The sequence below is a fragment of the Rhizobium glycinendophyticum genome (genome assembly GCF_006443685.1).
Classification (GTDB): domain Bacteria; phylum Pseudomonadota; class Alphaproteobacteria; order Rhizobiales; family Rhizobiaceae; genus Allorhizobium; species Allorhizobium glycinendophyticum.
Genome location: NZ_VFYP01000007.1, coordinates 1 through 12,243, shown reverse-complemented (window position 1 = coordinate 12,243; position 12,243 = coordinate 1). Strand labels below are relative to the sequence as shown.

10 protein-coding genes are annotated in these 12,243 nt (G+C 61.1%); 7 read left to right on the top strand and 3 right to left on the bottom strand.

Annotated features, from left to right (window positions below; genetic code table 11):
- Positions 1-61 precede the first annotated feature (61 nt).
- The 3 genes from FJQ55_RS23510 to FJQ55_RS21855 form a co-directional block, all read right to left on the bottom strand.
- Positions 62-2,422 carry a hypothetical protein gene (locus FJQ55_RS23510; RefSeq protein WP_167507784.1) on the bottom strand — a complete coding sequence of 787 codons (2,361 nt, stop codon included), beginning with the start codon at positions 2,420-2,422 and terminating at the stop codon, positions 62-64.
- Positions 2,423-2,572: 150 nt separating this feature from the next.
- Positions 2,573-3,151 carry a PIN domain-containing protein gene (locus FJQ55_RS21860; RefSeq protein ID WP_140832027.1) on the bottom strand — a complete coding sequence of 193 codons (579 nt, stop codon included), beginning with the start codon at positions 3,149-3,151 and terminating at the stop codon, positions 2,573-2,575.
- Positions 3,141-3,587 (bottom strand): MerR family transcriptional regulator, encoded by a 447-nt coding sequence (locus tag FJQ55_RS21855; protein WP_140832025.1) that lies wholly within the window; start codon positions 3,585-3,587, stop codon positions 3,141-3,143. Before FJQ55_RS21855 ends, FJQ55_RS21860 begins: the two co-directional genes overlap by 11 nt.
- A gap of 141 nt (positions 3,588-3,728) precedes the next feature.
- Here FJQ55_RS21855 and FJQ55_RS21850 point away from each other — a divergent pair, with 141 nt between their 5' ends.
- Genes FJQ55_RS21850 through FJQ55_RS21820 form a run of 7 tightly spaced genes read left to right on the top strand, consistent with a single transcriptional unit; the run spans position 3,729 to position 11,908 of the window.
- A complete protein-coding gene (locus tag FJQ55_RS21850; protein WP_208758258.1) occupies positions 3,729-4,082 on the top strand; it encodes a hypothetical protein in 354 nt (117 codons plus the stop codon).
- A gap of 11 nt (positions 4,083-4,093) precedes the next feature.
- Complete coding sequence (gene kdpF / locus FJQ55_RS24030) at positions 4,094-4,180, top strand: K(+)-transporting ATPase subunit F (protein WP_113377767.1); 87 nt, start codon at positions 4,094-4,096, stop codon at positions 4,178-4,180.
- A 14-nt stretch (positions 4,181-4,194) separates the two neighbouring features.
- Complete coding sequence (gene kdpA / locus FJQ55_RS21840; RefSeq protein ID WP_140832021.1) at positions 4,195-5,904, top strand: potassium-transporting ATPase subunit KdpA; 1,710 nt, start codon at positions 4,195-4,197, stop codon at positions 5,902-5,904.
- A gap of 10 nt (positions 5,905-5,914) precedes the next feature.
- Positions 5,915-7,951: a potassium-transporting ATPase subunit KdpB gene (gene kdpB, locus FJQ55_RS21835; protein ID WP_140832019.1), complete on the top strand. Its 2,037-nt coding sequence runs from the start codon at positions 5,915-5,917 to the stop codon at positions 7,949-7,951.
- Positions 7,952-7,953: 2 nt separating this feature from the next.
- Positions 7,954-8,517: a potassium-transporting ATPase subunit KdpC gene (gene kdpC / locus FJQ55_RS21830; RefSeq protein WP_140832017.1), complete on the top strand. Its 564-nt coding sequence runs from the start codon at positions 7,954-7,956 to the stop codon at positions 8,515-8,517.
- A gap of 14 nt (positions 8,518-8,531) precedes the next feature.
- Complete coding sequence (locus FJQ55_RS21825; protein WP_140832015.1) at positions 8,532-11,222, top strand: sensor histidine kinase; 2,691 nt, start codon at positions 8,532-8,534, stop codon at positions 11,220-11,222.
- Positions 11,219-11,908, top strand: coding sequence for a response regulator (locus FJQ55_RS21820; RefSeq protein ID WP_140832013.1), 690 nt, complete (start codon positions 11,219-11,221; stop codon positions 11,906-11,908). The genes FJQ55_RS21825 and FJQ55_RS21820 overlap by 4 nt, the downstream gene beginning before the upstream one ends.
- The last annotated feature ends 335 nt before the right edge of the window (positions 11,909-12,243 follow it).

Genomic DNA, 12,243 nt, shown 5'->3' with positions numbered 1-12,243 from the left:
TAGACGGACGTGGACATTTTGCGCAAATGCCTCGAGGGGGCCGAGCGACGCGTCCGCCACACTACGCCGCCTCCCATACCTGATTGAGGATCCGCGCCGCCAATGCTGCTTTGTCCTGCGGCAGAAAGCGCCCGTAGTGCTGCTGCACGACGTCAGGCGTGTCCTGGATGGCATAACTTGCCTGCTCATAGGATCCGGTCTGCTTTAGGATGTGTGTGGCGAGCACGTCTCGGACATTGTGGGGGCCATGCGGTAGCAGACCCTTAATTGCGCCGCGGCCGGTATACGGATTGTATATGCCGTAGCGCTGAATCGCCAACCGCCAAGCCTCGTAGAATGTTGTCTGATTATACGCCGCATCGATACTGGTCGTTTTGACGGTTTTGACGAAAAGCGTTCCCGGATCATGCGCGCGACCCAGAAGCACCTTCCGATGCCGCTCGATATAGGCATTGAGATAGGTGTAGAGATCAAGAAGATCCGGCAGCACCAGACGAAACGGCTTCTGCCCGAAAAAAGATGAGCCCGAGTTCTTGAACGCGTTGGACGGGATGAAGACCTCCCATCCACGCTCCCGTTCGTTCCAACGCAGTTCGCCGCGCTTCATGTCTTCGAGCCGGCGTTCTGCGGTCGGGACTTGCCCGCGCGGGCAGACCAGCAATTGCCGAAGGTTTTTCTGCCTGAGGCCGAGATGCAAGCCAAGCCTTAGCATCAGAAACGAACGGACTGCCTCCGCGGCTGCCCGCGGGTAACGATGCTCATCGGGCATCCGCTTCAAGATCTCCTCGGTTATCTTGCGATATTCAGCGAGCGGGCTATCTGCCTCCAGTACGCACATAATTGGCTCGAATGGATCGCGGTGGACCCGCATCACCCGCTGGATTTCTTTTGATCGATTGGCTGCATGGCGATGGAAGTCCTCGCACGCACCGTGCCAATCTCGACGAGCAGCCGCAATCTCGTCTGTCGTGATCAGTCCTTCGATCGGCTTCACGTTGCGCAACAGTTCGGGATGTTGGCGGATCCAGCCGACTTCAGCGCGAGTGAGGGCCATAGCCACCATTAGCATGTCTTCCTCCCATTTGGTGAAGAAGCCGCGACGGCGCTCCCGCCATTGCAAATACCAGTCCCACACGCCCGGGAAGATCAGGAGACCGAAGGTGAGTTGGCTGAGCTGCACGCCTCGACCTTTGACAACTCCGTTCGGGGATGCCGCAAGTGCCCCAAACATCAGACCAAGATGTTCGATCTTCTGGCTGGCTGTCTCCTCATTCCAGACGCCATTCCTGCGGTAGCCTATCTCGGTCAGTGTCGACGTCTTGAAGCGGATGAGGTCTGCCATTTCCATCGCAAGCCGAGGGGGTGCATCAACGACACCGGAGAGCAGATCTGGATCCTCCAGCGCCTCGGTCGTAGGCCCTTTTTCGTCCTCATCTCGCAGCCAGCTAGAAGCCGCTAGTCGAGGAGTGAGTGCACTCCCGCCGTATGTGATCCCAGGGAACCGGATTGCGTAGCGCTGCTTCGTCGCTGCCGCCTGGAACCGTCTGTAATCCGTCGACCCCGAGATGATGACGCGCCGGACCCATTCTAGGATCTCTTCGCGCTTTGAAAAAGGCAGGCTGCCGAAGTCGTCGGGAAGATGCCAGGCTAGCCGGCGCCGCTCCGCCGGGCTGATGTCTTCCAGATCGTGGCCATATAGCGATCTGGACTGATGTGGCAGTTTCGCTTTGAAGTAGCCTCGCTCCAAGCCATATCTGCGCTCGATCCGGCAAAGGATATCGAAGCTTGCCACCGAGCGAGGCACACGCTGGCCCTCAATCCACGACAGCAAGGTCCTCGCATCAAAGGTTTCGTCTATGCGAACGACTGCCCGGTGGAGTTGCCAGTAACTCTCGCCAAAGCGGCGCATTTGATAGGCGAGTGCGTCGGCGAATGAGCTAGGGTCTTCGTTGGCCTCGAATAATGGTTCTGGTTTGTCAGAAACTGGTTTCGGCTTGGGGCCCGGGCGGCCAGGTGAGGGCGAGCTCTCGACCTCTTCGACTTCGTGATGCTGGTTCGTCGGGGAGGGGGTAAACTGTCCCGTGGCACCGGATTTCGGTGCTGCTCGCAGAATTTTGCCTTTCGGCGCGTCGTCTTCTACAGGCGGCTCATTCAGCCAGCGCATGATTGCATCCAGCGCTGGTCGCAGTTGTTTCCTCAACGTTATGGTCAGCGCTTCATTGATCCCACAATCGTGTGCGATCTGCCGCCAGTCATACCGGTTGCTCGCAAGCGCAGGCGTCTTTTTAAAGGTGATCAAACCCAGAAGGTACGGCCGTATGTTCTCTACGACCCAATCCGGCGCGACGGGCGCAATACGGACATCGCAGTAGGTCGAAATCTTCTTCTGAAAATGGAGTTTGGAAAGGTCTTTGTTTGGCATGTGTCATTCCGCAGGTTCTCGGGGCCTCAGGCCGAGGGCGTGCGGAATTAGGGGCAGACAGTTAAAAATCCTTGAAGCTGGCGAGGGCGACGCGGTAACCCAACGAAGTCGTCGCGCACCCTCGGCAGTTTTTTCAAGGATTGCGCCGGCTCACTTCAATCCGGTTATATTCCGGCGAAGTACCCCTGAAAACTTCTTCAACCCTCCTTGATCAAGCGCGTCGACGAATGCCTCAACCGATGGGATTGTCTTACGCAGATTATGCCTCGCACTTCTGACGCTGGAGATTAGCGCTTCCGGAAATGCCGCATAGAGATCGGTCAGAAAATCATCTGGCGACTTGCTGGTCACACTATGGGCGAGAAGGTTTTTTGCGGGAAAGTCCTTAAGGTTCCAGGTAACGATGACGGAGGCTTTGCCTGCGATGGCTGCCGCGAGGACATGTCGATCGTCGGGATCCGGTAGCGCGAGATCCGCAATAAACGGGCGATGGTTCGCCACCGCTGCCTCTGGGAGGACAGCGTTCATCCGGTCGCGCGTAGCTTCTAGGCGTTCGATGGACAAGCCTGGTGTGTTGGCGGCGAGATTGCGCATCCACTCATCATGTATATCGTCAGTCCAGCGCGCCTCTACGAGACCGTCGAAGGCGCACTGGATCAGAATGTTGCGCAGGTGGAACGGGTAGAGAACGCAGGCATCGTAGACCGCGACGGGCGGATTAGAGGCCATAGGTCTCGATCAGGTCCTCTGTGTCCTCCACTAGCGCTCCCATCGCCGTTTGTCGTTTGTCAAGCTTCGACTTCAACGCGAGCACATCCTTAAGGAGGGCGCGGCGGTGTTTGCCGACGTAGCGGAATGGCAGCTCGCCCCGGTCCATGCGCAGGACGACGAGCGGGCGGGAGATGCCAAGAATGGCTGAAGCTTCGCTGGGGCTTAGTTCCTGGTCCTCGGCCAGCACGGCGACACCCTCTCCGCGCAGCATGTGCGCTAGAAGAGCTTCAACAGCCGCGGCGGCTGAGGGCGGGATCGGGAGCATCTGCTGCTTGCCACCTGCATCACGAACGTGGAGTTCCAGCCTGTCGCCGGCAACCAGCTTTGGCAATGGCGTTGCTATTTTTCGGTCGCGATCTGACAGTCTGGCGAAATGAACAATCTGGCTGGCCATGATGTATCTCCTTAGCCGTCAATATAGCGAACAAGGCCTCTAACTGCAATAACTGAAGGTGCGGGTTGGTTGCAATGGTTGTAATGGAGGGGCCGTCCTACGGAGCGCTGGTTCGATTCCCATCAAGGCGAAGATACCCAAATGGACTTGAGCCATATGCGGCTCGTTAGTAGCGACCGCTTCGCGCCTCCAATTCGGTCGTACCCGTCGGCATCCTCGCACCAAGAAGCGGACATCTCGCTCGAACGGGATAGGGACTATTCCGTGCTGCAAGCACCAGCGGTCATGTATCTCCAGTCAGCCCTGCGGGTGTATCCTTATCTTTTCTTTATTCCCCTCCCACGTCTTCCCAATCGAAGCCTGACCCGAAACGCACCTAATCTTTCTTCTGTATCAACAGGAGACCCTGATATGCCCGACCTCATCTTTATCGCGCTTGGTTCTGGCACACTTCTCGTGCTCGCTTTTTACGCCCGCGCGCTCGACCGGCTTTGAGGGAAGCGCAAATGCTTGAACCCCTCTTCGGCCTCTTTGTCGCCATCGCCCTTGGCATCTATCTCGTCGTGACGCTGCTGCGTCCCGAGCGTTTCTGATCGGGAGCAAATTCATGACCCTTGTCGGATGGCTGCAAATCAGCCTCCTCTTCCTCGCCGTCCTCCTCGTCATCAAACCACTCGGCCTCTACATGGCGCGGGTGTTTTCTGGCGAGCCGACCTTTCTTTCGCCCGTGCTCGGTCGCGTGGAGCATGATCTCTACCGCGTCAGCGGCATCAACCCCGAGAAGGAGCAGAGCTGGCTCGGCTATACGCTTGCCATGCTCGCCTTTTCGCTCGCGGGCTTCCTCGCGCTTTACGCTATGCTGCGGCTGCAGGCCTATCTGCCGCTCAACCCGCAAGGCTTCGCAGGAATGCCACCGGACCTCGCCTTCAACACGGCGGTCTCTTTCGTCACCAACACGAACTGGCAGAACTACGGTGGAGAAACCACGCTTAGCCATTTCTCCCAGATGGCCGGCCTCACCGTGCAGAACTTCCTGTCGGCCGCGACCGGCATGGCGCTTGCAGTCGCTGTCACCCGCGCGCTTGCCCGCTCAAAGATCGCAACGCTCGGCAATTTCTGGGTCGATATGACGAGAGCCACGCTCTACGTGCTGCTGCCACTCGCCATCGTCGTCGCACTTGCCTTTGTCGCCATAGGCCTGCCCCAGACGCTCGATGCCTCGGTGACGGCGACGACGCTGGAAGGCGCCAACCAGGTGATCTCGCTCGGGCCCGTAGCATCCCAGGAAGCGATCAAGCAACTCGGCACCAATGGTGGCGGCTTCTTCAACGTCAACGCCGCGCATCCCTTCGAAAACCCAACCGCCTGGTCGAACTATCTCAACATCTTCGCCATGCTGTCGATCTCGGCGGCCATGGTCTACACCTTCGGCCAGATGGTCGGAAACCGCCGCCAAGGCTGGGCGCTGATCTCGCCCATGGCCGTCCTGCTCATTGCGGGCGTCGCCGTCACCTACTGGGCCGAGGCCCAGGGCAATACCATCCTCACGGCGATCGGTGTCGATCCAGCACTCGGCAACATGGAAGGCAAGGAAGTCCGCTTCGGCCAGGCCATGACCGCACTTTATGCGGCTGTCACGACGGGCCTCTCGAATGGCGGCGTCAACGGTATGCATGGCTCGTTTACGGGCTTGGGTGGCCTGGTGCCGATGTTCCTCATCCAGCTCGGCGAAGTGCTGCCCGGCGGCGTCGGCTCAGGTCTCTACGGCATGCTCGTCTTCGCAATTCTGTCCGTCTTCGTCGCCGGCCTGATGGTCGGGCGCACGCCGGAATTCCTCGGCAAGAAGATCGAGGGCCGCGAGATGAAGTTTGCCATGCTCGCCGTGCTCATCCTGCCGCTGGTCATCCTCGGCTTCACATCCGTCTCGGCCATGCTGCCCTTTGCGGTGGCAAGCGTCGGCACGGCTGGCCCGCACGGCCTGTCGGAAATCCTCTATGCTTACACGTCGGCTGCCGGCAACAATGGCTCGGCCTTCGGTGGCCTCACCGGCAACACTGTCTGGTACAACACCACGCTTGGGATCGCCATGCTGCTCGGCCGCTTTGCCTATGTCGTGCCGGTCATGGCAATCGCAGGATCGCTTGCCGCCAAGGTGAAGTCGCCAGCCTCCGCCGGCACCTTCCCGACCGATGGCCCGCTCTTCGTCGGCTTGCTTGTCGGCATCATCCTCATTCTCGGCGGCCTGCAATTCCTGCCTGCCCTGGTGCTCGGCCCCATCGTCGAACACTTCGCCATGCTCGCTGGCCAGACCTTCTGAAGGAACACCCATGTCTAAGGACAATAAGGCACCCAGTCTTCTCGATCCGACGATCTTGCTTCCGGCAATCCGCGACGCGTTCGTCAAGCTCGATCCGCGCAAGCTCATGCGCAACCCGGTCATCTTCGTGACCGAAATCGTCGCAGTCGTCGTGACCATCCTCTTCATCCGCGACCTCGCCACCGATCCGGGCGAGGCCGGCTTCTCCGGCCAGATCGCCGCCTGGCTCTGGTTCACCGTGCTCTTCGCCACCTTCGCCGAAGCCGTGGCGGAAGGCCGTGGCCGTGCCCAGGCGGACAGCCTGAAGAAGACCAAATCCGAACTCGTCGCCCGCCGTCTTGGCACAAATGGCAAGACGGAAACCATCCCGGCCTCCAGCCTCAAGGTCGGCGATATCGTGCTGGTCGCAGCCGGCGAGTTGATCCCTGGGGATGGCGAAGTGATCGAAGGTGTCGCCTCGGTCAATGAAAGCGCCATCACAGGTGAATCCGCCCCCGTCATCCGCGAATCCGGTGGAGATCGTTCGGCAGTCACGGGTGGCACGCAGGTGCTCTCCGACGAGATCAAGATCAGGATCACCGTCCAGCCCGGCTCCTCCTTCGTTGATCGCATGATCGCGCTGATCGAGGGCGCCCAGCGCCAGAAGACGCCGAACGAGATCGCACTCTCGATCCTGCTTTCGGGCCTGACCTTGATCTTCCTGTTCGTCTGCGTCGCCATCTGGGGGCTTGCCGGCTATTCCGGCACGGTGCTCTCGGTCACGGTGCTGGCAGCGCTGCTCGTCACCCTGATCCCGACCACGATCGGCGGCCTTCTCTCGGCCATCGGCATCGCGGGGATGGACCGCCTGGTCCGCTTCAACGTCATCGCCACGTCAGGCCGCGCGGTCGAAGCCGCCGGCGACGTCGACACGCTGCTTCTCGACAAGACGGGCACGATTACCTTCGGCAACCGCATGGCCAGCGACTTTCTGGCTGCGCCAGGCGTGACACCAGCCGAACTCGCGGAAGCGGCCCTCATCGCCTCGCTATCGGACGAAACGCCGGAAGGACGCTCGGTCGTGGCGCTCGCCACCGGTGAGTTCGGCGTGCCGATGCCAAAGGCCGTGTTCGACGCGGTCATCGGCTTCACCGCCGAAACGCGCCTTTCGGGTGTCGACATCGGTCAGCGCCGTCTGCGCAAAGGTGCCATCGATGCGGTATTGAAGTTTGCCGGGATGACCGAACAGGATGCGCCGGCCGAATTCCGCCGCGCCGTCGACCAGGTCGCCCGCACCGGAGGTACGCCGCTTGGTGTGGCCGATGGTGATCGCCTGCTCGGCGTCATCCACCTGAAGGACGTCGTCAAACCCGGCATCAAGGAGCGCTTTGCAGCACTGCGCGCCATGGGTATCCGCACGGTCATGGTCACAGGCGACAACCCGGTCACGGCCGCCGCGATTGCGTCAGAAGCCGGCGTCGATGACTTCCTCGCCCAGGCAACCCCGGAAGACAAGCTCGCCTATATCCGTAGGGAACAGCAGGGCGGCCGCCTGATCGCCATGTGCGGCGACGGCACCAATGATGCCCCCGCCCTTGCCCAGGCCGATGTCGGTGTCGCCATGCAGACCGGCACCCAGGCCGCCCGCGAGGCCGCCAACATGGTCGATCTGGACTCAAGCCCGACCAAGCTCATCGAGATCGTCGAGATCGGCAAGCAGCTCCTGATGACGCGCGGTTCGCTCACGACGTTTTCGATCGCCAATGATGTGGCCAAATACTTCGCCATCATCCCCGCGCTGTTCGTCGCCACCTATCCGGCGCTCGAGGCCCTCAACATCATGGGGCTGACATCACCGCAATCGGCCATCCTTTCGGCCGTCATCTTCAACGCGCTGATCATCGTGGCGCTGATCCCCTTGGCTCTGAAGGGCGTGGCTTACCGTCCGTCGGGTGCCGCAGCGCTGCTTCGCCGCAACCTCTTGGTATACGGTCTCGGCGGCCTGATCCTTCCCTTCGCCGGCATCAAGGTCATCGACCTTGCCGTCAGCGCTCTTCATCTGGTGTAATCATGCTCAACCATATCAGACCCGCACTTACCCTCGTTGTCGCCATGACCGCACTCACCGGTCTCGCCTATCCGCTGACGATCAACGGCATCGCCCAGGCGGTCATGCCTGCAAACGCGAATGGCAGCCTGATCGAACGCGACGGCGCGGTCGTAGGCTCCGCCTTGATCGGCCAGAACTTCACCTCCGACCGGTATTTCTGGCCGCGTCCCTCTGCGACGGGGCCAGACCCCTACAATGCGGCAGCCTCGTCCGGCTCGAACCTCGGCACGACCTCGGCGACATTGAAGGAGCGCGTCACAGCCGATGTCGCCCGTTTGACCGAAACCGGCATCGCGCAGCCTATCCCAGCTGATGCGGTCACGGCCTCCGGCTCCGGTCTCGACCCGCATATTTCGCCGGCCTTCGCGGAAGCTCAGGTGGCGCGCGTTGCGCAGGCGAGGGGAATACCGCCGGCTGCCATCGCCTCGCTCGTCGGGCAGCACACCGAAAATCCGGCCTTCGGCGTTATCGGCGAACCTAAGGTCAATGTGCTAGAGCTCAACCTGGCGCTCGATGCACTCTGATATGTGAGACCTAGATGGCGGATGACGACCGCAGGGACGACCGACGTCCCGATCCCGATGCATTGCTTGCCTTGGCGGATAAGGACCGCCGGGGCAAGCTGACCGTTTTTCTGGGTGCTGCACCCGGCGTCGGCAAGACCTATGCGATGCTCTCACGGGCCAGGCGCCTCAAGGCTGACGGCATCGACGTCGTCATCGGGCTGGTCGAGACCCATGGCCGCAGCGAGACGGCAGCACTACTCGACGGTCTCGAGATCCTGCCTCGACGCAGGGTGGCTCATCGTGGCCGGATGCTCGAGGAGTTCGACCTTGATGCGGCGCTTGAACGGCGTCCCCGCATCGTCATCGTCGACGAGCTCGCCCATTCCAACCCCGAGGACAGCCGCCACCCCAAGCGGCATCAGGACATTGAGGAGCTGATATCATCAGGCATCGATGTCTGGACGGCGCTCAACATTCAGCATCTCGAAAGCCTGGCCGATCTCGTCGCCCAGATCACCGGTGTCACGGTGCGCGAGCGGGTGCCCGATGTCGTCCTCAAACGCGCCGATGAAGTTCTGCTCGTCGACCTTGCGCCATCCGAACTGATCGAGCGTCTGAAGGAGGGCAAGGTCTATCTGCCCGAAAGCGCCAACCGCGCCGTCGACCGCTTCTTCCGCCTCGGCAATCTGACGGCGCTGCGCGAACTGGCGCTGCGTCGCACGGCCGACCGCGTCGATGACCAGATGGTCGACTATCTGAAGCAAAATGCCATCGACGGTCCCTGGGCCACCGGCGAACGCCTCATCGTCTGCGTCGGCTCCGACCCACTATCGGAGAAGGTCGTCCGCGTCGCGAGCCGTCTCGCCTCAGGGCTCAACGCACCCTGGCTGGTTATCTCGATCGAGCGGGCCGACCGGGAAGTGGAGACGCCGGAACGCCTGCAGTGCATCGAAACCCTTTTCCGTCTCGCCGAACAACTGGGCGCCGAAACACGCCGCATCATCGGCAATGATTTCGTCGAGGAGATCCTGAAGCTCGCCCGGCGCGAGCATGCTACGCAGATCGTCATCGGCACGCGCAAGCGTAGCCGCTGGCAAAAGCTCGTCTCGCGGTCTTTGCCGGATACTCTGGCGCGTGAGGCGTCAGGTCTCGGCATCCATATCGTCACGCCGGACGGCCCAACGGTCGAGCGGGCAGGCAAGACTCTGATCGTGCCACCGAGTGCCGTGCTTCGGCAATCGGCGCTGACGGCACTGGGTTTCGTCGCTGTAACCACGCTGCTGGGCAAGGCAATCGACGTCTTCGTTGTGCTGCCCAACATATCCCTGCTTTTCCTGCTCGCCGTTCTCGGCGCGTCGATGATTGGCGGCTACGTCGCGGCCTTCCTCGCCGCAGTTCTTTCCGCACTCGCCTACAACTTCTTCTTCATCGATCCCCGTCACACCTTCACCATCGCAGCCCCGCATGAGGTCTTCGCTCTCTTCGTCTTTCTGGCCGTGGCCATCATCGCAGGCGGTCTTGCCTCGCGCATCCGCGAACAGGCCGATGTTGCGCGGATCCGCGCGACTGCGCTGCAATCGCTCTACGATTTCTCCCGAAAGCTCGCGAGCACGGGAAAGGGCGAGGACGCGATCTGGCTTGCTGTCTCCCAATTGCAGGCGAGCCTGAAGCGCAAGGTCGTACTGCTCGTTCCGCGCAAGGGCGATCTCGGCGTGGCCGCCGCCTGGCCGCCGGATGCCGAGCTCGACGTGACGGACATGACCGCCGCTCGCTGGTCCCATGACAAGCGCGAGCCCGCCGGCCACGGCACGGGCACGCTGCCGAACAGCCGCTTCGAGTTCCGCCCGCTGCTCGGACCCCATGGCATCGTCGGGGTCTGTGGCATCGAGCACAGGGGCGATCGGCTCGACCTGAACGCCGAACGCGCGCTGACCGCCATTCTTGACCAGACGGCGATCGCGCTCGATCGGGCACGCCTCGCCGACGAAACGGTCGAGCAGGCCGCGCGTCTGGAAGGCGAACGGTATCGGGAAGCGCTGCTCTCCTCCATTTCCCATGACCTTCGTACTCCGCTGGCCACAATCACCGGCGCCGTTACCGGTTTGCGTCAGCTCGGCGAGCGCATGACGCCTGAGAACCGAGACGATCTCCTGCAGTCGATCGAGGAGGAGAGCGGCCGCATGAGCCGCTTCGTCGCCAATTTGCTTGACATGACACGCATCGAGGCGGGCACGCTTAAGCCGAAACAGGATTGGGTGGATGTCGCAGACGTGGTGCAGTCCGCCGTCGAGCGGACGCGCAAATACGCGCCGGGACGTGTCGTCGAGACGGGTATTGCCTCTGACCTGCCCCTGATCCGGGGTGACAGTGTTCTGATCGGTCAAGTGCTGTTCAACCTTCTGGACAATGCGGTGAAATATGGTGGCGACGAGCCGATCAATGTCTATGCGCGGCGCGACGGCAACGATGTGCTTATCTCCGTCACCGATCACGGCCGGGGCATTCCGCCTGAAGATCTGGACCGCATCTTCGAAAAATTCTATCGCAGAGGAAAGCCGGACGGACGCGCACCGGGAACCGGGCTCGGGCTTTCCATCGCTCGCGGCTTCGTCGAAGCCATGGGCGGGCGGATCCATGCGGAAAGTCCCGCCTTCAAGAAGAGAGGCACGCGCATAGTCATGCGTTTTCCGGGAAGCAGTGAAGGCAGGAACGACATCGCATGAGCCAGTCCCGCATCCTAGTGGTGGACGACGAGCCGCAGATTCAACGTTTTCTGAAACCTTCGCTGACGGCTGCGGGCTATGAAGTCGTCGAAGCCGGGACCGGCGCGGAGGCGCTTAAGGCCGTAGCCACCCAAGCGCCCGATCTCGTTATCCTCGATCTTGGCCTTCCGGATATGGACGGCAAGGAACTTATCGCGAGCCTCCGTGGCTGGTCGGACATCCCGATTGTCATCCTCTCGGCCCGCGATCGCGAAAGCGAAAAGATTGCAGCGCTCGATCTTGGGGCAGACGACTATGTCGAAAAACCCTTTGGGATAGGCGAATTGACGGCCCGCATCCGCACCGCGCTGCGCCATCGTGGACGCCGCGACGCTATCCCGACGATCATGGAAATCGATGGCCTGACGATCGATCCTGTCAAACGCCTTGTCTCGCGCGCCGATGAAACGGTTCACCTGACGCCGAAGGAGTATGACCTGCTCCTGCTTCTCACCCGCCATGCCGGACGCGTGGTGACACACCGCACACTCCTCACATCAGTCTGGGGACCCGCCCATGGCGACGACCTGCATTACCTCCGTGTCTTCATCGGCCAGCTCCGCCAGAAGATAGAGCGCGATCCAACACAGCCCCGGATCGTGCGCACTGAACCGGGCGTGGGCTATCGGATGGCGGAGCAGGAGTAAAACCTCCTGCCGGGTCCCCAGCCAATTTGGCGAGACCCGTTTCGGAACGACGGATGGACTGAAGAACAGCAGCCGGGATTGCTCAAGTTGTTGAGATGGCGTCGCTTTTTTCTGTGAGAAACCGGCGCTGATTTTCAGCGAAGAACCGGCCTAAAATGGCCTGCCTGGAGAACCTGGATTCTCACATGATTCAAAGGCTTAATAAAATGACCTTTGATTTCTCTCTGTTTTCTTATCGCGAGCGACCGTGGATGCCACTGCTCTGATCCCCAAAAACTGGACCGTTCATAACTGGAGTTTTCCGCGGTAATTTCCCGGCTGGGGAAAAGGAGCGG

Bases quoted from the DNA above. Each gene is read 5' to 3' on its own strand.
- FJQ55_RS23510 (WP_167507784.1), bottom strand. From the start codon at position 2,422: ATGCCAAACAAAGACCTTTCCAAACTCCATTTTCAGAAGAAGATTTCG.
- FJQ55_RS21860 (WP_140832027.1), bottom strand. From the start codon at position 3,151: ATGGCCTCTAATCCGCCCGTCGCGGTCTACGATGCCTGCGTTCTCTAC.
- FJQ55_RS21855 (WP_140832025.1), bottom strand. From the start codon at position 3,587: ATGGCCAGCCAGATTGTTCATTTCGCCAGACTGTCAGATCGCGACCGA.
- FJQ55_RS21850 (WP_208758258.1), top strand. From the start codon at position 3,729: ATGGACTTGAGCCATATGCGGCTCGTTAGTAGCGACCGCTTCGCGCCT.
- kdpF (WP_113377767.1), top strand. From the start codon at position 4,094: ATGCTTGAACCCCTCTTCGGCCTCTTTGTCGCCATCGCCCTTGGCATC.
- kdpA (WP_140832021.1), top strand. From the start codon at position 4,195: ATGACCCTTGTCGGATGGCTGCAAATCAGCCTCCTCTTCCTCGCCGTC.
- kdpB (WP_140832019.1), top strand. From the start codon at position 5,915: ATGTCTAAGGACAATAAGGCACCCAGTCTTCTCGATCCGACGATCTTG.
- kdpC (WP_140832017.1), top strand. From the start codon at position 7,954: ATGCTCAACCATATCAGACCCGCACTTACCCTCGTTGTCGCCATGACC.
- FJQ55_RS21825 (WP_140832015.1), top strand. From the start codon at position 8,532: ATGGCGGATGACGACCGCAGGGACGACCGACGTCCCGATCCCGATGCA.
- FJQ55_RS21820 (WP_140832013.1), top strand. From the start codon at position 11,219: ATGAGCCAGTCCCGCATCCTAGTGGTGGACGACGAGCCGCAGATTCAA.